This window comes from Psychromicrobium ferritrahens, assembly GCF_043789415.1.
GTDB lineage: Bacteria > Actinomycetota > Actinomycetes > Actinomycetales > Micrococcaceae > Renibacterium.
Map to the genome: position 1 here is coordinate 292,915 of NZ_JBDLLW010000001.1, position 22,944 is coordinate 315,858.

20 protein-coding genes and 1 tRNA gene are annotated in these 22,944 nt (G+C 63.3%); 6 read left to right on the forward strand and 15 right to left on the reverse strand.

Going from position 1 to position 22,944, the window contains the following annotated elements; translation table 11 throughout:
• Positions 1–122 precede the first annotated feature (122 nt).
• Genes ABDK06_RS01370 through ABDK06_RS01390 form a run of 5 tightly spaced genes read left to right on the forward strand, consistent with a single transcriptional unit; the run spans position 123 to position 7,461 of the window.
• Entirely contained in the window at positions 123–1,265 is a 1,143-nt protein-coding gene (locus ABDK06_RS01370) for a hypothetical protein (RefSeq protein ID WP_394938149.1), read from the forward strand.
• The gene (locus ABDK06_RS01375) at positions 1,262–2,434 is read left to right on the forward strand and encodes a LuxE/PaaK family acyltransferase (RefSeq protein WP_394938151.1); all 1,173 of its coding nucleotides are present in this window, start codon (positions 1,262–1,264) and stop codon (positions 2,432–2,434) included. The genes ABDK06_RS01370 and ABDK06_RS01375 overlap by 4 nt, the downstream gene beginning before the upstream one ends.
• Positions 2,431–4,938 (forward strand): acyl-CoA reductase, encoded by a 2,508-nt coding sequence (locus tag ABDK06_RS01380; RefSeq protein WP_394938153.1) that lies wholly within the window; start codon positions 2,431–2,433, stop codon positions 4,936–4,938. The genes ABDK06_RS01375 and ABDK06_RS01380 overlap by 4 nt, the downstream gene beginning before the upstream one ends.
• Positions 4,931–6,220 (forward strand): phenylacetate--CoA ligase family protein, encoded by a 1,290-nt coding sequence (locus ABDK06_RS01385; protein WP_394938155.1) that lies wholly within the window; start codon positions 4,931–4,933, stop codon positions 6,218–6,220. Before ABDK06_RS01380 ends, ABDK06_RS01385 begins: the two co-directional genes overlap by 8 nt.
• Positions 6,217–7,461 (forward strand): MFS transporter, encoded by a 1,245-nt coding sequence (locus ABDK06_RS01390; RefSeq protein WP_394938157.1) that lies wholly within the window; start codon positions 6,217–6,219, stop codon positions 7,459–7,461. Before ABDK06_RS01385 ends, ABDK06_RS01390 begins: the two co-directional genes overlap by 4 nt.
• 304 nt (positions 7,462–7,765) lie before the next feature.
• Here the strand turns inward: ABDK06_RS01390 and ABDK06_RS01395 are convergent.
• From ABDK06_RS01395 to ABDK06_RS01450, 12 genes are all read right to left on the reverse strand, one after another.
• A tRNA-Ala gene (locus ABDK06_RS01395) sits at positions 7,766–7,838 on the reverse strand.
• Positions 7,839–7,914: 76 nt separating this feature from the next.
• Positions 7,915–8,586, reverse strand: coding sequence for a histidine phosphatase family protein (locus ABDK06_RS01400; RefSeq protein WP_394938159.1), 672 nt, complete (start codon positions 8,584–8,586; stop codon positions 7,915–7,917).
• On the reverse strand, positions 8,583–8,945 hold the full coding sequence (gene rsfS, locus ABDK06_RS01405) for a ribosome silencing factor (protein ID WP_394938161.1): 363 nt from the start codon (positions 8,943–8,945) through the stop codon (positions 8,583–8,585). Before rsfS ends, ABDK06_RS01400 begins: the two co-directional genes overlap by 4 nt.
• A gap of 16 nt (positions 8,946–8,961) precedes the next feature.
• Positions 8,962–10,398 carry a hypothetical protein gene (locus tag ABDK06_RS01410; protein ID WP_394938163.1) on the reverse strand — a complete coding sequence of 479 codons (1,437 nt, stop codon included), beginning with the start codon at positions 10,396–10,398 and terminating at the stop codon, positions 8,962–8,964.
• Positions 10,399–10,431: 33 nt separating this feature from the next.
• Entirely contained in the window at positions 10,432–11,052 is a 621-nt protein-coding gene (gene nadD / locus ABDK06_RS01415) for a nicotinate-nucleotide adenylyltransferase (RefSeq protein WP_394938165.1), read from the reverse strand.
• A 10-nt stretch (positions 11,053–11,062) separates the two neighbouring features.
• Positions 11,063–11,308 carry a hypothetical protein gene (locus ABDK06_RS01420; protein ID WP_394938167.1) on the reverse strand — a complete coding sequence of 82 codons (246 nt, stop codon included), beginning with the start codon at positions 11,306–11,308 and terminating at the stop codon, positions 11,063–11,065.
• Positions 11,309–11,378: 70 nt separating this feature from the next.
• Positions 11,379–12,719 carry a glutamate-5-semialdehyde dehydrogenase gene (locus tag ABDK06_RS01425; protein ID WP_394938169.1) on the reverse strand — a complete coding sequence of 447 codons (1,341 nt, stop codon included), beginning with the start codon at positions 12,717–12,719 and terminating at the stop codon, positions 11,379–11,381.
• A gap of 50 nt (positions 12,720–12,769) precedes the next feature.
• A complete protein-coding gene (proB, locus tag ABDK06_RS01430) occupies positions 12,770–13,900 on the reverse strand; it encodes a glutamate 5-kinase (RefSeq protein ID WP_394940770.1) in 1,131 nt (376 codons plus the stop codon).
• Entirely contained in the window at positions 13,890–15,497 is a 1,608-nt protein-coding gene (obgE, locus tag ABDK06_RS01435; protein WP_394938171.1) for a GTPase ObgE, read from the reverse strand. Before obgE ends, proB begins: the two co-directional genes overlap by 11 nt.
• Positions 15,498–15,621: 124 nt before the next feature.
• Positions 15,622–15,873, reverse strand: a complete 252-nt coding sequence (gene rpmA / locus ABDK06_RS01440; RefSeq protein ID WP_394938173.1) for a 50S ribosomal protein L27 — start codon at positions 15,871–15,873, stop codon at positions 15,622–15,624.
• A gap of 43 nt (positions 15,874–15,916) precedes the next feature.
• Positions 15,917–16,225 carry a 50S ribosomal protein L21 gene (gene rplU, locus ABDK06_RS01445; protein ID WP_394940771.1) on the reverse strand — a complete coding sequence of 103 codons (309 nt, stop codon included), beginning with the start codon at positions 16,223–16,225 and terminating at the stop codon, positions 15,917–15,919.
• A gap of 310 nt (positions 16,226–16,535) precedes the next feature.
• Positions 16,536–19,427 carry an Rne/Rng family ribonuclease gene (locus ABDK06_RS01450; RefSeq protein ID WP_463401500.1) on the reverse strand — a complete coding sequence of 964 codons (2,892 nt, stop codon included), beginning with the start codon at positions 19,425–19,427 and terminating at the stop codon, positions 16,536–16,538.
• A gap of 339 nt (positions 19,428–19,766) precedes the next feature.
• Here ABDK06_RS01450 and ABDK06_RS01455 point away from each other — a divergent pair, with 339 nt between their 5' ends.
• Complete coding sequence (locus ABDK06_RS01455) at positions 19,767–20,396, forward strand: vitamin K epoxide reductase family protein (protein WP_394938178.1); 630 nt, start codon at positions 19,767–19,769, stop codon at positions 20,394–20,396.
• Between the two features lie 22 nt (positions 20,397–20,418).
• On the opposite strand, the gene trpS is transcribed toward ABDK06_RS01455, so the two are convergent.
• The 3 genes from trpS to ABDK06_RS01470 form a co-directional block, all read right to left on the reverse strand.
• Positions 20,419–21,459, reverse strand: a complete 1,041-nt coding sequence (gene trpS, locus ABDK06_RS01460; RefSeq protein WP_394938180.1) for a tryptophan--tRNA ligase — start codon at positions 21,457–21,459, stop codon at positions 20,419–20,421.
• A gap of 537 nt (positions 21,460–21,996) precedes the next feature.
• Positions 21,997–22,428, reverse strand: coding sequence for a nucleoside-diphosphate kinase (gene ndk / locus ABDK06_RS01465; protein WP_394938182.1), 432 nt, complete (start codon positions 22,426–22,428; stop codon positions 21,997–21,999).
• A gap of 48 nt (positions 22,429–22,476) precedes the next feature.
• The gene (locus ABDK06_RS01470) at positions 22,477–22,908 is read right to left on the reverse strand and encodes a DUF4233 domain-containing protein (protein ID WP_394940772.1); all 432 of its coding nucleotides are present in this window, start codon (positions 22,906–22,908) and stop codon (positions 22,477–22,479) included.
• Between the last annotated feature and the right edge of the window lie 36 nt (positions 22,909–22,944).

Genomic DNA, 22,944 nt, shown 5'->3' on the forward strand with positions numbered 1-22,944 from the left:
TCCTTGCTTTGCTGAGTCGTGCTCAGCGCGTTCTGGTCAGCAGTGGGCGCCCACTCGCGCAACCATCTTCCCTCAACGCCGGTGAAAGTGCCGCCGCGAACCAAGAGAACCAGGAGTATTCCATGGAGGCCGTCTTCGAACAGGCCAAAGTCGACGACGTCGAGGAGCTGCTGAGGCTTTACCGAACCGTGTACGGCCGGTCTTACGCACTGCCCCTGGGCACCGATCCGAAGGTGATGGCTGCCCAGATCACCGCAGCGGATTCGACCTGGCTGGTCGGCCGAATGCCCGGCACCCGCAAGGTCGTCGCCTCGATCCTGGCCACCGTCGACGTGGCAGACCGGCTCGGCAAGTTGCAGGGTCTCGTGGTACACCCGGACAGCCGCGGCGGCGGCGTCGCGAGCCAGGCCGTCGGCACCCTCAGCGAGGCAGTGCTCGCCTCCGATCAACCTGTCGACTCCGTCTACGGCACCGCCCGTACGACATCTGTCGCCCCGCAGCGGACCTGCCTGAGCAACGGCTTCCGCGCGCTGGGTATTTTCCCGAACCTGCGCAAAGCCAACCGGCACGAGACGATGGTGCTGTTAGTGCGCTATCGCGACGGCGTGATCGAGCAGCGGCGTCCGGTACCGAGGATCCCGGTCGGCTTGGACCGGATTGCCAAGGCCGTCGACACCGCCCTGGGCACGCCGACCTTCTCCGAGCGGGTACCGAACGAACCACGTTTGAAGTCCGCGTCGCTCTCACCGGCAGCACTCGAACTGATCGACGCACCGCAGTTCGTGCTCCGCCGCTTCAACGAGATGGTGACCGATCCCGCACGACGGTTCTACCCGTTCCACACCCCCGACATCATGATCGCACCGGAGAACGGTGAGTTCGAGGTTTACGCGCACCTCAGTCGCTCCGATGGCTACTGCACGCTGATCGGTTCATCGCCTAACGCGATGGCCGTCAGCGAGCACCTAGACCAACTCATCGCCCATCTCGCCGGGTTCGGTGCATCCTATCTGGAGACCCTGGTGCCAATGGACGCCTTCGAGGAGCTGGGCGTGCTGCTCGAGCACGGTTTCTTCCCCGCCGCCGCCTATCCGGCTATGCGCCGTGACGGCGACGACTATCGCGACTACGTGGTGATGGCGCGCACCATGCAACCGCTGGACTTCCAGGGGCTAGCCATGGACGCCGCCTTCCGCCCGTTCGCCGAGCAGTACATCGATTTGTGGACGAACAAATATCTCAACACCCGTGGAGTGTTCCAGTGAACCAGTACCTCGCCCCGGTGAGCGTGCCCGATCCCGAGGTGCTCAAGCACCTCCAGCGGCTCGGCGACCTCACCGATGCTTACCGACACGACGCCGAGACCGACGAGTTGTTCGTGCAGGCCATGAACGAGTCGAATGCCTGGCACGCCGCGCGCTCGAGCTTCTTCGACCGGCTCTGGCACGACGCGCCGGGCGGCGCAGTCATCTGGGAGTCGATCACCGACCTCGAGCGGCAGCCCTTCGTGCACGCCAATTTCTTCAAGATGCACGAGGTTGTCTCGGTGCCGAAGGAGCAGATCGCACTGCACGCTACGTCATCGGGTACCACCGGGCAGAAGTCGCAGATGTTCTTCGACGACTGGACGCTGCGCAACGGGCAGCGGATGGTAGCCAGGATCTTCGACCACTACGGCTGGATAGACAGCTCCCAGCCGGTGAACTATCTGCTTTACGGCTATCAGCCGCGACCGGGTCTGAACCTCGGGACCTCCTTCACCGACGACTACCTGTGCGACTTCGCCCCAGTGCGCTCGGTGGAGTACGGTCTGCCCAACACCGGTGGCGGCCACGAGTTCGACGTCTTCGGCTGCATCCGCTCGTTGCTGCGCTTCGCCGAGGAGGGCGCACCCGTGCGCATCTTCGGCTTCCCCGCGTTCCTGTCTTTCACCCTGGACCGGATGCGCGCCCTCGGGCTACCACCGATCCAGCTGCACCCCGACTCGCTGATCGTCTTCGGCGGCGGCTGGAAGGGTAACGCCGATAAGCAATTGACCAAACCGGACCTCTACGGCCGCATCCACGACCAGCTCGGCATCCCCGACGAGCGCATCCGCGACGGCTTCGGCGCGGTGGAGCACTCCGTGCTGTACATGGAGTGCTCGCGGCACAAGCTGCACGTGCCCACCTGGTCCCGCGTGCTCATCCGTGATGTCCGCACGCTGGCGCCACTGCCGCTCGGCGAGCGGGGCTACCTGCAGTTCGTCTCCCCTTACATCACCTCCGCGCCCGCGCAGAGCGTACTGATGGGTGACCTCGCGTCCCTGCACGCGGCCGAGGAGTGCGGCTGCGGGCTGGCCACGCCGTGGTTCGCCGTCCATGGCCGGGCCGGAGTCAGCAGAAACCGCAGCTGCGCCGTCGCCGCCTCCGAACTACTCAAAGGAAAATCGTGACACAGCACTACTGGCAAGGTGAGCTGATCACCGATACCGAGGCCGCCCTGCGACTGGACGCACTGGAGGACTGGGTTCCCCGGGTGCTCGTCGAGCCATTGAATCCGCTCGTGGTGATCGCAGCCTGCGACCGGCTGAGCGGCGTACTCACCGATCAGGACCACGCCGTCCGCACCGGGCTCGCCAGCCGGTTGGCTGAGCTCGGCATCTCCGACCACGAGGTGTCTCAGACCTTGAGCGACATCGCCGCTGCACTGCAGCGGAAGTCCTTGGAGCGCAAACTGGTCCGTGAGCTCGGCGGCGTCACCCCGCAGCGGCTGGCCCGGTTCGACTTCCGTGCCACGGTGTTCGAGGCGTGGGCGCCGGTGGGGCTGCTCGCGCACGTCGCCCCCGGGAACGCACCCGCGGCTGGCGCGCTCAGCGTAGTCGAGGGCCTGCTCACCGGCAACGTCAATATCATCAAGGCCAGCGGCGGGGACGGCCAGGTCACCCAAGATCTGCTCGCTGCACTGGCCGCGCAAGACCCGACCGGTGCGATCGCCGCCCGGCTCATCGTGCTGAACTTCTCCTCAAGCCGCACCGAGTGGCTGGCCAAGATGTGCGAGCCAGCCGACGCGATCGCGGTGTGGGGCGGAGAAGAGGCGCTGACCGGGATCACCAACCTGCTGCGGCCCGGAGCACGTCTGGTCGACTGGGGACCGAAGCTGTCCTTCGGCTACCTCACCGCTGACACCTGGTCAGATGAAGACACCCTGGTCAACCTCGCGCAAGACGTCTGCCGCCTCGACCAGCAGGCCTGCTCAAGCCCGCAGGTCATCTACCTCGATACCGAGGACACCGCGGAGCTGTTCAGCTTCGCCGAACGGTTCGCCGCTGTGCTCGCCGGGGTCGTCCCCAAGACAGAGATCCGGGAGCCCGGCCTGCAGGAGTGGGCGGAGATCAGCAACACCGTACTGGTTGCTCAACAGGAGCAGCACCTCGGGCTGACCAAGGTGCTCATCGCACCGGACGGCTCCTGGCGCGTGCTCGCCGACACCCGCTCGGCGTTGCAGGCTTCTCCCCTGTATCGCACGATCTGGGTGAAGCCGCTGCCGCGCGAGAAGATCGTCGCAACGCTACGGCCGATGCGCCGCTACTTGCAGACCACCGGTCTGGCTGCCAGCCGCCCGGATACCGCAGTGCTCAGCCGGGCGTTCTTCGCCGCGGGCGTGCAGCGCATCACCCTGCCGGGTGAGATGCTCGGCGGTTACGACGGCGAGCCGCACGACGGCGTCTATGCCCTGCAGCGCTACAGCCGCCGGATCGACGCTCAGCTCGACGAGCGTTTCGCCGCCGACGCCAGCCTGGACGACCTGGCAGCGGTCGCTGTTCTGCCGCCACCGCCGGGCGCCGTGACGTCCAAGGACGACTTCGACTCGTTCCAGGACGGCCCGAACGTAGCCGAGGTGTTCTTCCGCAGCGGCGGTAGTACCGGTGCCCCCAAGCTGTCGATGTTCAGCTGGGCCGACTACCACGAGCACATGCGCTCGGGAGCCGAAGGCCTGCTCGCCGCGGGGTTCGACCCGCGCACCGACCGATCAATGAACCTGTTCTTCGGCGGCCGACTCTACGGCGGCTTTTCTAGCTTCTTCTCCGTGCTGGAAACACTCGAAGCCGTGCAGTTCCCGATGGCCGCGCAGGACGACCACGCCGCCGTCGCCGAGTCGATCGTCGCCAACGGTGTGAACACTTTGCTTGGCATGCCCAGTTACCTACTGCGGGTGTTCACCGAGGGCGCCGAAGTACTGCGCCGCTATCGCGGGGTGCGGAAGATCTTCTACGGTGGCGAGCACCTGGCTGCTGGTCAGGAACGCTGGTTGCGTGAGGAGTTCGGCGTCGAGCTGATCCGCTCCGGAGCCTACGGCAGCGTCGATGCTGGCCCGCTGGGTTACCAATGCCCGCACTCCGGACCGCGCGTGCACCACCTGTTCACCGACGTCCAGACCTTGGAGATCCTGGCGATGGACGCCGACCGCCCAGCCGCACCGGGTGAGACGGGACGACTGGTCTTCAGTTCCTACACCCGCCGCGGACAGCGCTTGGACCGCTACGAGATCGGCGATCTCGGCCGCTGGATCGAGGGCGGCTGCGGCTGCGGCCGCCGTACGCCGCGCTTCGAACTGTTGGGGCGTTTTGGCGACATCTTCCGGATCGGGAGCTATTTCATGAATTACCAGCGCTTCGTCACCACGGCTCAGGACGCCTTCGACTACGCCGGCGACGTCCAGGTCGTACTGGACTCTTCCGATCGAGGCGAGTCGCTGCTGCTGCGTCTCCAGCAGGGCCTGGTGCCCGACGACGCCGAGCGAGCCTTCCTCGCCGGGTACGGGGATCTGGCCGACGCCGTCGAGCGGGAACGCGTGCTCAGCTTCGCCGTAGAAACGGTGCCTCCGGAGCGCTTCGAACGGACGGCGGCTAGCGGCAAGCTCCGCTCGGTCGTGGATCGGCGGGTGCGCAATGTCTGAACTGTCGGAACTGCCTGGACTGCCTGATCTGTCAGAACTCATCAGCTTCGCCCGGGCCAATTCACCGTTCTACCGTGAGTTCTACGCCGGGCTCCCCCAGGACGCTGGTCTCGAGGAGCTGCCGATCGTCGACCACACCGCGTTCTGGGCAGCCAACACCCTCGACGACAATCAGCTGATCACCGCTGAGCACCGGGATGGGCTGATCTTCAAAACCGGCGGCAGCACCGGCGCGCCCCGAGTCTCCTTCTACACCAACGAAGAGTGGCTGACGATGAGCCGCACCTTCGGCGCCGGTCTAGCACAAGCCGGACTGCGGCCGGGAGACCGGGTGGCCAACCTGTTCTACGCCGGCGAGCTGTACTCCAGCTTCGTGTTCACCCTCAACACCCTGCAGGAGTCGACCGTCCCGGCCGTGCAGCTACCGATTGCGGGTGGTGCCTCGCCGGAGTACATCACGCAGGCCGTTCTGGACTTCGGTGTCACCGTGCTCTCCGCGCCGCCGACCTCGCTGTGCACACTCGCCCGGCATGTCATCGACACCATCGGCACGCTGCCCACCGTGCGCCTCGCGCTGTTCAGCGGGGAAGCCTGCTACCCCGACCAGCAAGCGTTGCTGCGCAGGGCGTTCCCCGGCATCGAGGTGCGCTCGATCGGCTACGCCAGCGTCGACGCGGGCATCCTGGCCGGTCCGGTGCTCGACGACGAGGATCCGCGGGTGCACCAGGTGTTCACCCCCGACAAGCTGGTAGAGATCCTCGACCCGGAGACCGGCGAGCCGATCGAGGACGTCGGGCGGCCCGGCCGGGTGGTGGCCACCGACCTGGTGCGCCGGCTGATGCCGGTGATCCGCTACCCCGTCGGCGACCTCGCCGAGTGGGTGGACTTCCCCTCCCGACGGCTGCGACTGCTGGGCAGGGCCGACGAGGGCGCTCGCGTCGGGCCGGTCACGGTGTACCTGGACGACCTGCGCGGCATGGTCTCGGCGACCGATACCGACGGTGTGGTCAGCGGCATGCAGGTCGTGCTGCGCCACCATGACGAGCGCGACCGGCTCATCCTCCGGCTCGTCGGCCAGGCAGCCGATCCGGACGGGTTCGCCACCGCATTGGCCGCCCGGCTGGACAGCACCCGCCCGATGTTCGCCGATCACGTCGCACGCAGCCTGATCCATCCGCTGACGGTTGAGTGGATCGAGGCAGACGCTCTGCTGGTCAACCCGCGAACCGGCAAGCTGATCCGGCTGCTTGACGAGCGCGCCGCGCCGGAGACCACGGTATGAACCTGCCCCTGATCGGCCGGAACCGGAACTTCACGCTGGTCTGGCTCGGCCAGGTGCTCAGCCAAGCGGGCACCCGCGTCTATCAGATCGCGCTGCTGTGGTGGCTGCTCAGCCAGCTGCCCGATGACATCCGTGGTCTAGCGGGCGGGGCTTTCCTGGTGGTCGGCGCATTGCCGGGCCTGCTGCTGATGAAGGTGATCGGTCGCATCCTGGATTCTGTGCCGAGCCGCACTGTGCTGCTGCGTGCCGAAGTCACCGCTGGGGTGGCGGTCGCGGTGCTGATCCCGTTCGCCGCACACGACGCCGTGCCGGTGTGGGCGGTCTACGTCGTCGGCCTGATCGTCGCGACTTGCCAGTCGTTCGTCGATCCCTGCCTGACCAAGGCCACCCCGGAACTGGTCGCCGAGGCGGATATCGAACGGGCGATCGGCTTCGAGACCGCTACCCAGCCGGTGGCCAACGTCGCCGGTGCGGCACTCGGTGCAGCCCTGATGGGCACACTGGGCTTTACCGGGGTCATCATCCTGAACGCAGCGAGCTACGCGGTCGCCGCAGGATTCCTGGTCGCAGCGCGGTTCCGCTCCGTCGCTGCCGAGCGCCCCGCCCCGGGCGAGGCGCCCGCGGCCCGGCAGAGCACCCGCGAGTTCCTGCGCTCCTTACCGGGCGTCGGCCCGCTGCTGGCCTGCTTCGCTGCAGCCAATTTCTTCTCCGCACCGACCCTGCTGATCTTGCCGCTCTACACCAGTGCGGTGCTGCACGAGGGGCCAGCCACCCTGGCCGCACTCGAAGCGGCCCTCTGGCTGGGCCTGCTGCTCGGCGCGTTCCTGGCCGCCCGGATTCGGGTGCCCGGCCGGACCACCCAATTCGGTGCTGTCTGCATCGCTGGGTTCGCCCTGTTCCTCGGAATACCGGGTGTGGTCCCGTCAGCCCTGGTGTACGCGGTGGTTCTGCTGCTCGCCGGGTTGTGTCTCGGGGTGTCCAACGTGAAGTTCGTGGCGCTGTTCCAGCGGGTGGTGTCGGACGGCAGTAAGGGCCGGTTCTTTGCGATCCTGACCGCGGCGATGAGCGCCACGTTCCCGGTAGCGTTCGTGCTCTTCGGCGTTCTGGGCGACACGGTGTCCCCGCAGTGGCTCTGCGTCGCCCAGGCCGTCGGCCTAGCCCTGGTCGCGGTTGCCCTGGCTCCGCGTCGCGACCCCCAGACCGCGGTGACGAAAGCCGATGCTGCTCCGGCCGTCGGCTGAGTAAGAACTGCCGGGACAGCGTGCCGATACCGGCCGGTGCGACCTGGCTTCAGCTTTTGCAGGAACGGCTGGTCAGCAGCAATACTGACCGGTGGCTCACAGCCGGAAGATACTGAGAGTGCACGGATGCTGATCGCGACGATGGGGAGTTTCTTTTCATAGGATGCTCCGGAATCGGGGGAGGTTTGGGGGAGGAATTGATGTCATATCAGGCCCTATCAAAGTGATCGCCGTCTCAGACCCCAGGCATGAAAATACCCCGGAAATCCCGCGTATTTACGGGAGTTTCGGGGTATTTTGTCGGTGGAGCTGAGGGGACTCGAACCCCTGACCCCCTGCATGCCATGCAGGTGCGCTACCAGCTGCGCCACAGCCCCGTTCCATTGCCGAAGCAACTTGTCTATCTTAGAACAGCTTGAGAAGCTTGCCAAATTGACACGCCCGCTAGCCCGTTCAGCCCTCCGGGGCGAGCACTGGTTCAGGCAACGATCCCGCGTTGTGCTCGGTCAATCGCCAGCTCAGCTGCCCGCCGGTTCCATCTGATCCACCCCAGAATGCACCACGATGCTCTTCGATGACCGACCAATGGCAATTCGCCGTGCCGGAAAGCACACCCCAGTACTTCTCGGGCAGATTCAATAGAGCGGCCAGTCCGGAACGCACCGCACCACCGTGCGTGACCACCACCAGGAGAGCATCCGAGCCCAGCGGCTGCACGGCCTCGGTGACGGCGTCCGAAACCCGCGCTCCGACCTCTTCGCGGCTCTCTCCCCCACCCGGCCTAGTATTGACCGCACCGGCTTTCCAAGCCTCGGAGTCCCGGGGGAAGCGCTCATCGATCTGCGCGAAAGTCAGCCCTTCCCAGTCACCGGCGAAAGTCTCTCGCAGCCGGGCATCCGTGCCAGGGGTCAGGCCGGTGGCCTCGGCAAGATAGCTCGCGGTCTGCCGGGCACGCAGCAGATCGGAACTGAGAATGGCCTGAGGGCGCAAAGATGCCAACAATTCGCCGGCACGCCGAGCCTGCTCATGCCCTACTGCATCCAGCTCGATATCGGTCTGACCCTGAAAACGACCTGCTTTGTTCCAGGAAGTCTGGCCGTGTCGCCAGAACAGCACACGCCTCATGAATCGAGGCGCAGATCCACCACCGGGCAGTCTTTCCAGAGGCGTTCCAGAGCGTAGAACACCCTGTCCTCTTCGTGTTGCACGTGAATGACCACTTCAACGTAGTCCAGCAGCACCCAGCGGCCTTCCGAACGCCCTTCCCGGCGCACCGGACGCAGGTCGTGCTTCAACAGCTCTTCTTCGATGCCGTCGACGATCGCATTGACCTGACGTTCGCTGGAGGCCGAAGCGATCAAGAAAATATCGGTGATGGCCAGCTGCTCGCTGACATCGAGCGCGATAATGTCTTCGGCTAATTTCTCCGAAGCCGCTTGGGCAGCGATCCGGGCTAGGGTGAGAGAACTCTCGGTGGCAGTCAATGTGCTCCTACTTGGCTCAACGAGCCGTGGTTGTAATGATCATGATCAATCCTGCAATCAGGGCGGCCCCGCCTACGACGCCGATCCCCCATTGCCACAGTCTGGTCCTACGAATTCTACCGAGCCCCGCAGTCACAGCGTCCAGTGGCTCCAGTCCGTGAGCACTATTGGCCGGCATCGGCATCACCTCAGCCTCTTCTCCCGGCTTAGCGGCACGAGGCCGCAGCTGAGCGACTTCCTCCGCCCGGCGGAGCACCTGCCCAGGAGATCCCAATACCGCTGTGGTTCCGGGAAGGCCCGTGGCTCCGGTGAACGGCGCCGCCGCCGTGCCGCGCGGCGGAACCGAGGGCGGACGTACCGGGGGCGGCAGCACCGCAGGGGTCGAACGGGTTACCACCGGCACGTGCGAGGTGGTCGGTGGGCGCAGCACGGGCCGCTCGATCCCCGGCACCTTGACGAACTGCAGGGGTGTCACCATGGCCAGGTTATGCGCCGTCGTCGGATCATTGAGCTGTTGTCTGGCCCCCAGACTCTCCTCAGCGAGTTTCGCCCGGGCCTGCGCGCGTTCATTGAGAATAGCGGCGCGTTCAGCCAGCGCCTTCTGCTGAGCCAGTAGTTCGACGTCGACCTTCAGCGGATCCTCGACCGGCGGTATCGAACCGGTGTGCTCCAGGGCTTCGGCGAGCAGCTCATTCCGCGCGACCGACTCAGGAGTTTCTGCTTCATCGATCCGCGCCTCCTTCGCGCGCAAGGACTGCGCGTCCCGGGCTTGCAGGGCCTCGGCAACACTGAGCTTCGCCGGATCAGCGGCTTCAGCCTGGTCTGCTCTGGCCGGTACCACCTGATTGGCATTGGTGATGGGAGCTTTTTCCGCCTCGAGCATCTGCTGCCGCAAGAGGCGACGAGAGGGCAGAGGTTCTTCCGGTTTCGGCGGCTCAGCGACCTCCCGGTAAGCACGCAAAGCCGCCCGGTCACGAGCTCTGATCTGGGATCTGCGTTCCGCCCGTGGTTCCACAGGACCGTCTGGTTCGGTGATCAGTGCCCGGCGACTGCGCACGGATTCTTGCTGAGCAGGTACTGGTGCTTGTCTGCTCGGCAGCTCTTCAGCCGCAGCGCTGCTGGTTTCGCTATCCGGCTGAGCAGGTCCATCAGGTATCGCTGTCTGCCGGGCCGCTTCGGCCTCAGCTGCGAGTCGTTGCTCGGCGAGAGCAGAGAGCCTGGCCCGTTCCTCGGCCTTGAGGGCTTGCCTGGTCAGCTGGGCTGGTGCGGAGTGCACGCCACGTTCTCGCAGCACAGGTTTAACGGGCTTGCCGGCAACCGGATCTTCGGTCGAGGGCACAGAGAGCAGCGGCACTGAAGGATAGTCTTTCTCCGCTTCTGCACCCGAAGCTGCTGAACCCTGATGACGCCGCAGCTCTTTACGGCTGCGGGGCTGCTCGGCGTCCTGACTCATTCTGCGTCTTTCACTGTCTGTTCTGATTAACCATTATCGATCTTGGTACAGGCCATATTTCGCGATGTACTGAACTACCCCGTCCGGCACCAAATACCATACCGGATGACGTGAGGCGACCCGGTTCCGGCAGTCCGTCGAGGAAATCGCCATAGCGGGAACCTCGAGCAAACTGACGTCCTTGCGCCCGGCATCATCAAGCACATGCCCCGGCCTGGTCACTCCCACGAAGTGCGCGAGTGACCAGAGTTCATCACTATCTTTCCATGACATGATCTGAGCCATAGCGTCCGCGCCGGTGATGAAGAACAAATCTGCGTCGGGGCGAAGCCTGCGCAAGTCCCGCAAGGTGTCGATGGTGTAGGTCAATCCAGGTCGTTCGATGTCCACCCGGCTCACGGTGAAACGCGGATTGGCCGCTGTCGCGATCACCGTCATCAGGTAGCGGTGTTCAGCCGGGCTGACCTGCCTCGCCGGATCCCGGGTCTTCTGCCAAGGCTGCCCGGTCGGCACGAAAACCACTTCGTCGAGCTCGAATCGCGCGGCGACCTCACTGGCGGCCACCAAGTGACCGTGATGAATCGGATCGAAAGTACCGCCCATCACACCGAGCCGGAACCGCCGGTCGCCGGGTGCTCGCAAGGGCTCACCCACGAGAGCCTGTTCAGTGATGGGAGGCTGCCTTCGCCTGGCCGTGATCGTGTTTATTGGTGTGCTGCTTATTGGGGTCAACCGGTTCCTCCACGGCTTCGTGACGGTTGCCGAGGTTGGTGAAGGAAGCAGTGATCAGCATCAGGATGAGCAAAATGGCGAAGATCGAGACACCGAACATCCAGAACGGCATGAACAGTTCGGCCGGAGCTTCGTGTTCAGTAGCGGCGGTAGCGGCCCCGGCGAGCTGGCTCAGCATATTGTCTCTCCCTAAAGAATCCGTCAGTGAACGAGATTGAAGTTATTGTTTCGTCTCTATGTTACGCGGATCAGCCGCGGACCTGGCCTTCGCCATGCACGATCCACTTAGTAGTGGTCAGTTCGCTGAGCCCCATCGGCCCCCGGGCGTGCAGTTTCTGGGTGGAAATCCCCACCTCAGCACCCAGTCCGAACTCCCCACCGTCGGTGAAACGAGTCGAAGCATTCACGATCACCGCCGCGGAATCGACTTCCGCGACGAAGCGCTCAGTATTGGCCAGATCATTGGACAGAATGGCCTCGGTATGCCCCGTGCTCCAGCGCCGGATGTGTTCGATCGCCTCGTCCATCGAATCCACCACGGCCACCGCGAGATCGAGATCCATGTATTCTCGTGCCCAGTCCTCGTCAGTGGCTGGCACTGCCTGCACCCCGGCGGGCAGCTGGGAGAGCACCCGAGAATCGCCGTGCAACCGCACACCTGCATCGCTGAGCGCCCTGAGCAGCTCTCCGAGCCCCTTGAATTCGGTATGTACCAGCAGGGTTTCCACGGTATTGCAAACACTCGGACGCTGAGTTTTAGAATTCAGCACGATGTCGATCGAGGAATGCAGCGAGGCCGAGTGGTCAAGGTAGATGTGCACATTGCCCTCGCCGGTCTCGATCACCGGGACAGAGGATTCGTTCACCACGGCCTGGATGAGCTCATGCCCTCCACGCGGAATGAGTACATCGACTCGCCCGCGGGCTTTCATCAGCACGGCAGCTCCAGCCCGCCCATAGGCGTCGACGCTCTGCACGGCGTCCGCTGGCAATCCCACCGAGTCCAGGGCATCGCGGATCACCGAGAGCAGCGCGATATTGGTCTGCGCCACAGCGCTGCCACCGCGCAGGATCACCGCGTTGCCGCTTTTCAGCGCCAGACCAGCGATATCGATCGTCACATTGGGGCGCGCTTCATAGATTGCCGCCACCACGCCCATTGGAACCTGAACCTGCCGTAGCCGCAGGCCGTTGGGAAGGGTTTGGCCTCGCACCACAGTACCCACCGGATCGGGAAGCGACACCAGGTTCTCCAAAGCGGCAACCAGTTTATTGACCCGCTCAGGATCGAGCCGCATCCGATCGATCAGAGCGGCGGTCGTGCCCTCCGCTGCGGCCTTTTCCAGGTCTTTCAGATTCGCGGCCAGAATGGAATCGCGATGCTCCAGCAAAGCAGCGCCGACTGCCAGCAGCGCCCGGTCTTTCCAGCCCCGGTTCGCTCGAGACAGAATACGGGAAGCCGCGCGAGCACGGTCAGCAATCGAATGCACCGCAGCCCGCACCTGTTCAAGAGGCATTTGCTCAAGGGGGGATTCCTCAGCGGACAGTCTCTCCGCGACCACCTCGGCGTTCTCAACCAGCTCCGTCATGGCCTTATTCTAGTCTCTACATCCCAGCGGGTCAGATTCGCTGCGAATTATCAGAGCAGCACCAAGTCATCGACGTGCACGACTTCTCTGAGGTACTCACTGCCCAGTTCCTCCGCGAGGTCCTTGGTACGGCGTCCTAGAATCTTAGGTAACTCGACGGCGTCATAATTGACCAGCCCGCGAGCGAAAGGGCGGCCCTGCAGATCGACAAGTTCGACGGCGTCCCCGGCCTCGAACGCGCCCTCAACAGCTCGGATTCCGGCGGGTAAAAGAGAGGTGTGTCGCTCCCGGATGGCTCGTACAGCGCCATCATCGAGCGTCAAACGACCCTGAATGCTGGCCAGATGCGCGAGCCAGAGCAAGCGGATCGGTCTGCGTTCGCCATGCACGCTGAACCAGGTACCGATGTCCTGCCCCGCCAGAGCCTGCGCGGCATTCGCTGCCGAAGTGATCAGCGCCGGAATGCCAAAGCCTGCGGCGATGCTGGCAGCCTGGACCTTGGTGGACATCCCCCCGGTGCCGAGACCGGCTCCCCCGGGCTGTCCGATACTGATGTTCTCAAGTTCGGTCGGATCGGAGATCGTCTCAATGCGTTGCGCACCGGCCGATGGAGGCCCGTCGTAGAGCGCATCGACATCGGAGAGCAAGAGCATTGCCTCGGCTTTCACCAAATGAGCGACCAGGGCTGCCAGACGGTCGTTGTCTCCGAAGCGGATCTCATGAGTGGCCACGGTGTCGTTCTCGTTCACAATGGGCAGCACACCGAGGTTGAGCAGGCGTTCCAGCGCCCGGTAGGCGTTGGCGTACTGGGTTCGCCGGGTCAGATCATCAGCGGTCAGAAGCACCTGACTCACCGTGACGCCGTGCGCACCGAACGCCTCGGTGTAGCGTGCCATCAGCAAGCCCTGCCCCACGCTGGCAGCGGACTGCTGGGTCGCCAAATCCTTAGGACGCCGGAGCAAGCCGAGCGGGGCCAGGCCAGCGGCGATCGCTCCTGATGAGACCAAGATGATCTCTGTGCCGTGCTCGTTACTGCGCTCGGCGAGTACCCTGACCAAGCCGGTCAGCGCCTCCTCGGAGATACCCCCGCTGAGCGAGGTGAGTGAAGAGGAACCGACTTTGACCACTATTCGAGAAGCTTGAGCTAAAGCCTCCCGCCCGTCCAGGCGACTAGCTTTCATCACCGTTGTTCGACTCCTCATCGGAGTGCGGCGTCACAGCTGTATGCGCGGCCCGGCGACCGCTGACTGATTCGGTCCAGACGCCGGCTTTACGCTCGGCCTCCAGCTCGGCACGGGCCGCAGCCTTGGCGTCCCGGCGCTCTTGATACTCTTCACGCTTCTGCTCACGCGTTGGTCGATCACCGATATCGGCGAAGCGCAGGTCGGTGCCGCGCGGCCCAGCCAGCAGTTCGGCACCGCCCATCATGGTGGGCTCCCAATCGAAGACCACCGAGTCTTTGCCGTCTTCGCCGATCACCACGGTGTCACCGGGCTTGGCGCCCTCTTTGAAGAGCTGCTCCTCAATGCCGAGCTTGGCGAGCCGGTCGGCGAGGTAACCAATCGCCTCCTCATTGGTGAAGTCGGTCTGCTTGACCCAGCGCACCGGCTTATCACCCAGCACCCGGTACAGCGGTTCCAGGTTCCGCTCCTCCGCGCGAATGACGAATTCCTTGCGGTTCACCGCCCGGGGGCGCAGCACCTGAGGCGTCACCGTGGTCGGAGCCACGGCCGCCTTGGCCCGAGCCTCCGTCACCAGTTCGGCCATCGCGAAGGACAGCGACCGCAGCCCTTCGTGGGAGACCGCGGAGATTTCGAAGACCCGGTAGCCTCGCTCTTCCAACTCGCCCTTGACGAATTCGGCCATGTCCTTGCCATCGGGGGTGTCGATCTTATTCAGCGCGACCAGCTTGGGACGCTGATTGAGCGGCACGACTTCACCGTCCACACCGGCATAGCTCATATCGACGGCGTACTTCTCCAATTCGGCTTCGATAATGGCCAAATCGGAGAGCGGATCGCGATCTGACTCCAGGGTGGCGCAATCCAGCACGTGTACCAGCGCAGCGCAGCGCTCCACGTGCCGCAGGAAGTTATGACCCAGGCCTTTGCCTTCAGAGGCGCCTTCGATCAGACCGGGAACGTCGGCGATGGTGAATCGCACCTCACCGGCTTCTACTACTCCGAGGTTCGGGATCAGCGTGGTGAAGGGGTAATCGGCGATTTTGGGCCGTGCCGCACTCATCGCAGCGATCAAAGAGGATTTGCCGGCGGAGGGGAAGCCCACCAGGGCGATATCGGCGATGCTCTTGAGTTCCAAGACAATATCCCGCTCATCACCTTCGATGCCGAGCAGTGCGAAACCAGGAGCGCGACGTTTTTGCGAGGAGAGCGAGGCGTTACCCAGGCCTCCCTGACCACCGGCCGCCGCGACGTACTCCGTGCCTTCGCCCATCAGATCAGCGAGCACCTCACCGTCTTTGGTTTTGATCACGGTGCCGTCGGGCACCGTGAGAATCAGCGTCTCACCGTGTTTTCCGGCGCGCCAGTCCCCCATCCCGGGACCGCCGTTTCCGGCGTGCCGGTGCGGTGCGTGGTGGTAATCCAGCAGGGTGGTGGTCTGATGCGAAACGCGCAGGATGACGTCGCCGCCATTACCGCCGTTACCACCGTCGGGCCCGCCCAGGGGCTTGAACTTTTCCCGCTTGACCGAAACGCAGCCGTGGCCACCCGTTCCGCCCGAGACATGGAGCACCACCCGGTCGACGAAGTTTGCCACTGATTTCTCCTGACTGGAATGCTCACATATGGCTAGGTGAGTCAGCTTCCATTCTAGTTTGTGTTAAAAACAACGGTGGAGCGAGCCGTCTGGCCCGCCCCACCGCAAAGTATTTTGTGAGTTACTACGCTGCGACGATATTCACAACGCGGCGGCCGCCACGGCTGCCGAACTCGACTGCGCCTGCTTCCAGGGCGAACAAGGTGTCATCCTTGCCACGGCCGACGCCGTTGCCCGGGTGGAAGTGGGTGCCGCGCTGGCGAACGATGATTTCACCTGCGGAGACGACCTGGCCGCCGAAACGCTTCACGCCCAAGTACTGAGCGTTTGAATCGCGACCGTTGCGAGTGGAGCTTGCGCCCTTTTTATGTGCCATTCTTCTACCTGTCTAGTCTGTTGTGGTCGGGCCTTGGAGGGCCTTAAGCGATGGAAGTTACTTTGACCTTAGTCAGTGCCTGGCGGTGGCCCTGGCGCTTCTTGTAACCGGTCTTGTTCTTGAACTTCTGGATAACGATCTTCGGGCCACGAAGATCTTCGAGGATCTCAGCGGTGACCTTGACCTTGGCCAGGTCCTTCGCATCCGAAGTGATCTTCTCACCGTCGACCAGGAGCACAGCGGGCAGCTCAATGGTGCTGCCGGCCCCACCGGGGACGCGGTTTAGGGTAACGAAGTCTCCTACGGAAACTTTCTCTTGGCGGCCGCCTGCGCGGACAATCGCGTACACCACTGGGGAACTCACTTCTCTCGACGTTATATCTAACTTGCAAAAAATTTATCTGCGGAACAGGCTCCGCTGTGCCACTCGCCTGAGGTCCTACGTGCTGAGAAACAATTTCCAGACACAACCCACCAACGGCGTATGCACCGACAGTCTAGGATACGCTATAAAGCGCTTGTGCTGCAAATGCTGAACTCATGGTTTGGCGCAGCGGCACGATGAACCGTGCCTATCGATTCTAACCACTCGATCAGCCGGTACCAAGCCCGCCACGCCCACCGCGTGCCGCGATATTCCTGACTGAGTGAGGCTGCACCGGCTAAAGATCGGAAGCAGGCACCCCGACGCCCAGGATCATCGGCTCGGCACTGACGGTTTCCTTCTGCTGAGCAGCTTGCTGAGGAAGCGAATTCACCACGCCACCGCTTGATTCGCCTTCGATGGACTTCACCGCTGTACTGTTGGCTGCTCCTTGGGCACGCCCGGCGGCGCGGTGCCTCCGAGTACGAGGCCTGCGGGCAGCAGCGGTCTGCGAAACCTCCGGCGTCGTCACCGGCGGAGCAAGATGATCGAAGACATCCTGCAGGGAGTCCAAGGTCAGGGCTGGTGCCGGTTCCACGGTTTCGGGCTGCGAACCCTGCGGCAGTTCAACTTGTTCCTCGCCGAAGGTGAGCACTGCAGCGGCGGCTTCCTGGGAAGCAGCCCGGGCTTCAGCGATCTCGCTCTCGGTGTCGGTGTCGGTCTCCTCGTGATGAGCAGCCATCGCGGCCGCGGCTATATTAGCCAACGCCACACGGGCCGCCGAGGCTTTAGCGGCCCGCTCTTCTTCGCTGAGCTCCTCAACGACCTCGGGCTCGGGCTGATTCTGCTGACGCTGACGATTTCGCTTCTTCTCACCCCGGCTGGGACGCTGCTGCGTTTCAGCGCGCGGGTGGTGGTGTTCAGCGGCTGCGCTGTGCGTCGAGCGGTGCTCTACGGGTTCGGCGTGAGTCACCACGCCTCGTCCGGCACAGGCTTCGCACTGCTCGCCGAAGACCTCGAGGAGCCCGGTACCCATCCGCTTCCTGGTCATCTGCACCAGGCCCAGCGAAGTCACTTCGGCCACCTGGTGCTTGGTGCGATCCCGGCCCAGGCACTCCACCAAGCGGCGCAGCACGAGATCCCGGTTCGATTCAAGCACCATATCGATGAAGTCGATCACGATGATGCCACCGATATCACGCAACCGCAGCTGACGGACCACTTCTTCGGCGGCTTCCAGGTTGTTTTTGGTGACCGTCTCTTCGAGGTTTCCGCCCGAACCGGTGAACTTGCCGGTGTTCACGTCTACCACTGTCATTGCTTCGGTGCGGTCGATCACCAGTGAACCGCCCGAGGGCAGGAAGACCTTGCGTTCCAGGGCCTTGGAGATCTGCTCGTCGATCCGATGAGCGGCGAAGATATCCTCGCTGCTGTCCCATTTCTGCAGCCGGTCCAGCAGATCCGGGGCAACGTAGGTGACATAGGCCTCAACGGTGTCCCAGGCTTCCTCACCGGAAATGATGAGCTTGCTGAAGTCCTCATTGAAGACGTCGCGAACCACCTTGATAGTGAGGTCGGGCTCCCCATACAGCAGTTCGGGGGCCAGAGTCTTCGTCGACGTCGCCCTCGCTTCGATGTTCTCCCACTGTGCGCGCAAGCGGTTGATGTCGTGAGTCAGCTCTTCTTCGCTGGCGCCTTCTGCCGCGGTGCGGACGATCACGCCGGCGTTCTCGGGCAGGTTGTCCTTGAGGATCCGCTTGAGCCGATTCCGCTCCACATCGGGAAGCTTCCGGGAGATTCCGGTCATCGATCCGCCGGGGACGTAGACCAGGTACCTGCCCGGCAAGGAGATCTGCGAAGTGAGCCGGGCACCTTTATGCCCTACCGGATCCTTGGTCACCTGAACCAGCACCGAATCGCCGCTCTTGAGCGCGTGCTCAATCCGACGGGGCTGCCCGTCGAGATTAGCAGCGTCCCAGTCGACTTCCCCGGCGTACAGTACGGCATTGCGCCCCCGTCCGATATCGACGAACGCGGCTTCCATGCTGGGCAGCACATTCTGCACTCTGCCCAGGTAAACATTGCCGATTAATGAATCCTGCTGGGTCTTCGAAACGAAGTGCTCGGCCAGAATGCCGTCCTCCAGGACTCCGATCTGGATCCGCTCATCACGCTGCCGGACGACCATCACCCGGTCGACCGACTCGCGGCGCGCAAGGAACTCGGCCTCGGTGATCACCTGACGACGCCGACCGGTATCGCGGGACTCACGGCGGCGCTGCTTCTTCGCCTCCAGACGAGTCGAACCCTTGACCGAGGTCACCCGATTCGAGCTGGACTCTGAGGGCTGCCGCGGTCCACGTACCCGAGTGACTGTATTGGGCGGGTCGTCTTCTCCCCCACCAGTGAGTTCCAGATCGGCGTCCCCACGACGGCGGCGACGGCGACGGCGTGAACTGCCAGTTTCGGGCAGCTCGGCTGCGCCTTCGGTTTCGTCCGACGCGCTCTCAGTGGCTTCAATCTCAGTGCTCTTAGCACGGCGGCCGCGTGAACGACGTCGCCGACCGGCGTCCTCCGGCGACTCATCTTCTTCAGCCTCAGCTAAATCGTTCGAAACGCGTTGCGGAACTGCCAGAGATAGATCCGGTGCGTGGAAAAGCAAAGAAGTAGGCGCCGCGGCCACCGGTTCCAGGAACAGGCCGAAAGGTGAGGCACCGGCGGATTCGGTAGTAGTGGTCGTCTCGGCGTCCTGAGCGGACGCTGAACTCGGCGCTTCGTCCGACTCGGCTGCTACGGCTGGCACCGCCAACTCAGCATTTTCCAAAGGTTCAGCATTTTCTGCGGACTCAGCGCTGTCCGCCGGAGCATCCTGCTCAGCTGATTTCTTACGACTTCCTGCGCGCTTGCGCGCTGCACGCTTCGGAGCCTTTTCAACGGGTGCCTCGGCCGCGGGCTCCGCTGATGAGGGTGCTTCTTGGAGTGCCTCCTCCTGCGCGGGCTCTGCACTGAGCGGCAGGGGCGTCGATTTTTTGCTGCGGCTGGCGCGCTTCGGCTTTTTCCCAGCCGGTTCTTCAACCGGAAGCGGCTCCTGAACCTCGACCTTTTTGGGGCTCCGACGGCGCGCCCGTTTGGGAGCTTGCTCTTCGACAGCACTAGCTACGACGCTTGCTTCGTTTTCTTCAATTTCCATATATGGCTGTGCTCCAACCCCGGCTGCACCGCCACAATCAGCACGGACCGGGGTCCAGTTGTCAACACCCGCGGGCATTGACCGAAATCAGTGGATTACATTCCAGGTGGCACCATCCGTTGGGTGCAGCATCTCTGAAATGCCGGCTACAGGTTCCCTCCTAAAATACAGTGGATGCTTTTGCATCAACACCTGGCGGCAGGAGAACGAACAGCCGGACCGAACGCTGCCTGTGGAACAGCTTCAGCCAATGACATTCTCTCACACGGATCCTCCGGACGGGGGATTCGGCGCGCAGGCTGTGCCTCGCGTTCAGTTTCTCGGGTTAGAATCGGCCCCATGCCATCCTCCAGTATTTCCAGCACAGCGAAGACCGAAAAGCCTTGGATCACCAGAGATAGGCCCTTCGGCTATCTTCTGCTCATCACGAGCTTCATCTCCTTTCTTGCGGCTGCCGCGCTGATCCTGGATCGTCTGGAACTTTACAAAGATTCCAGCGCGAAGCTCTCCTGTGATTTCAATGCCTTCGTCTCCTGCGGCAGGGTGATGGAACAGCCCCAGGCAGCGGTCTTCGGCTTCCCGAACCCCTTCATCGGCATCGTCTGCTTCGGCATTGTCTTCGCGGTGGGTATGTCTTTGCTGGCTGGTGCGAAATTCGCGCGCTGGTACTGGATCTGCTTCCAGATCGGGATCACTCTTGGCATGGTGTTCATCTGCTGGCTCTGGTTCCAGGCACTCTATGTGATCGCCATTCTCTGCCCCTGGTGCATGGTGGTCTGGGCGATGATGATCCCGCTCTTCCTGTGGACCACGATTCGGAACTTGGTCCACGGCGTCATCCCCGCTCCAGCTGGTTTAGTGCGATTCCTCTCCAACTGGGGCTGGACCATTGTCATCCTGGTCTATCTGGCCGTGATCGCCAGCATCTTCTTCCGCTTCATTCACCTGTTCTTCGCGAGCAACGCCTGAGTAGAGCTTCCGTTGCCCGGGCTCAGTAGACCATTCCCATCGCGGATCGGACTCGCTCCAGGGTCTGCTCCGCGAATTGGTTGGCCCTGGCGTTACCGCGTTGCAGGACCTCGCTGAGCAATTCGGGGTGCTTCGCCAGTTCACGGCGTCGTGCTCGCAAGGGAGCGAAGTATTCGTTGACGGCTTCTGTGGTGAGTTCCTTGAGTTTCCCCGCCCCGCTATCGGCGAGCCGTTCAGCCAGTAGGCGCGGGCTCAGCCCCAGGCAGACCGCCGCCGTATCGAGCAGCGCGGAGATGCCAGGCCGAGTGGCCGGCTGGTAGCTGATCCGCCGTTCGCTGTCGGTCGGCGTCCGGCGGATCAGGGCCGCGGTTTCCTCGGCACTGAGCCGCAGTGCAATGCCATTTCCATAGCTCTTCGACATCTTCCTGCCATCAAGTCCTGGCAGTTCCGGTGTCTCGCTGAGCAGTGCCTCAGGTAACCGGAACACCTCACCGTATCTTTCGTTGAAGCGCCGGGCGATCAGTCGGGTGAGCTCAATATGAGGTAGATTGTCCTTCCCCACCGGAACCACATTCCCCTGGCAGAACAGGATGTCGGCGGCTTGGTGCACCGGATAGCTCAGCAAAAGGCCGCTGAGAGCGCGCCCGGAGGCTGCTGATTCTGCCTTCACCGTGGGGTTTCGATGCAATTCTGCTTCGCTCACCAGACTCAGGAAGGGCAGCATCAGCTGGTTGAGCGCTGGAACAGCTGAGTGGGTGAAAATCGTGCACGCTTCGGGGTCAAGACCAGCGGCAAGATAATCCAAGAGGATCTCGTGTACGTTCTGCCGGACGTTGCCCGCAGTGTCCCGATCGGTGATTACCTGATAGTCGGCGATCACCACGACGATTTCCACGCCGAGCCGCTGCAGCCGGACCCGTTCGGCAAGGCTGCCGAAGTAGTGGCCCAGGTGGAGCGGCCCGGTGGGACGATCCCCGGTCAGCACCCGGTAGGCTTCCGGACGCTCGACGACGGCGCGGGCCAACCGTTCGCTATTGCTCTGGGTAGTGCTCAATGAATCCACGATGTGCTCCTAGAGTAAGGAGCTGCCCGCAGTCCTGCGCACCGGGATCCGGGCATAAAAAAGGGCTGCAAAGGCAGCCCTGAGGTGGTTTAGGAAGACGAAACCGGGCTGCTAGTGCAGCCGCCACGCTCCGCTGTAGGTTTCCATGGTTTTAGAGTAGCACCACGCCAGGCCCTGTGACAGGGAGGGTCGCTGCAAGCGGCTTGCAGCGACCCTCCCTGTCACAGAGTTCTTTGAAGGACACCACGGGAGTGCACCCAGGGTCCTTTGGCGAGGGCCCCCACCGAAGAATGAGGTGAGGGAGCCAAAGATAGAGTGCTGCACTGGGCCCCCGGCATCGAGGAACCTGAGCTGAGCTTGCGAAGCTTAGGAGATGCCGGGGAGGGCCCCGTCGTGGCGGCTAAGAGAGCGAACCGGGTTCCCTGCCCGAGCTTGCGAGGGGAAGGGCAGTTCGCGAACGCGACACCACGGGAGTGCGCCAAGGGTCCTTTGGCGAGGGCCCCCACCGAAGAATGAAGTGAGGGAGCCAAAGGCCCGCTAGAACCAGATGGCGATTTCGCGTTCTGCAGATTCCACCGAGTCGGAACCGTGAACCAGATTCTGCTGAACCTTCAGACCCCAGTCACGACCGAAATCCCCACGGATAGTGCCCGGAGCAGCGACAGTAGGATCAGTGGCGCCAGCCAAAGAGCGGAAACCTTCGATCACGCGCTCCCCTTCGAAAATCGCAGCCACCACGGGGCCGGAGAGCATGAATTCGACGAGCGGTTCGTAGAAGGGCTTGCCAACGTGCTCGGCGTAGTGAGCTTCCAACTGCTCCCTGCTGGCTTGGGTCCTCTTCAGCTCGGCCAGCTTGTAGCCCTTCGCCTCGACCCTGGCCAGGATGGCTCCGGAGAGATTGCGGGAGACGCCGTCCGGCTTGACCAGGACAAGGGTGCGTTCAACGCTGTTCGATGCTGCTGCGCTCATGGGTAACTCCTTGAAAAGTGTGAGAGTGGTCTGGTTTTAGTCTACGTGCTAGCTGCTAGCGCCCGAGTCCGTGGACCCTGTCTCAGCGACGCCGTCCGGGTGTTCCCGTTCCCAGGCTTTCTGCGCGGCGTCGCGCGCCGCATTCTCGCGATCCAACCGGGCCCCGGTACGCAAGGCGTACCACCAGGCAATGGTGAAGAGCGGCCCCACCACGAACATCATGGGTTCGAAGAAGCCTAGGGCGATCAGCACCAACTGCAGCGCCCAACCGAGCCAGAGCGCCCACCTCTTGCTCAGAAAAGCACAGGTGCCGATCAGTACGACGCTAAGCAGCACTCCGCCGATCAGAATCGCAAAGGCCGGAATTTCCTTGGCCCGCAAACCGAAGATCACCAGGGTGGCGAAAAAGGCGACGAACGCCTCCAAGCTGAGCACCGTCGAAGCGAACATGATCTTAGTGGACCGCCGCTTCTTGGGCATTCCTGGGCGCCACTCGCGTTGTGCTTTGGTCTGCCT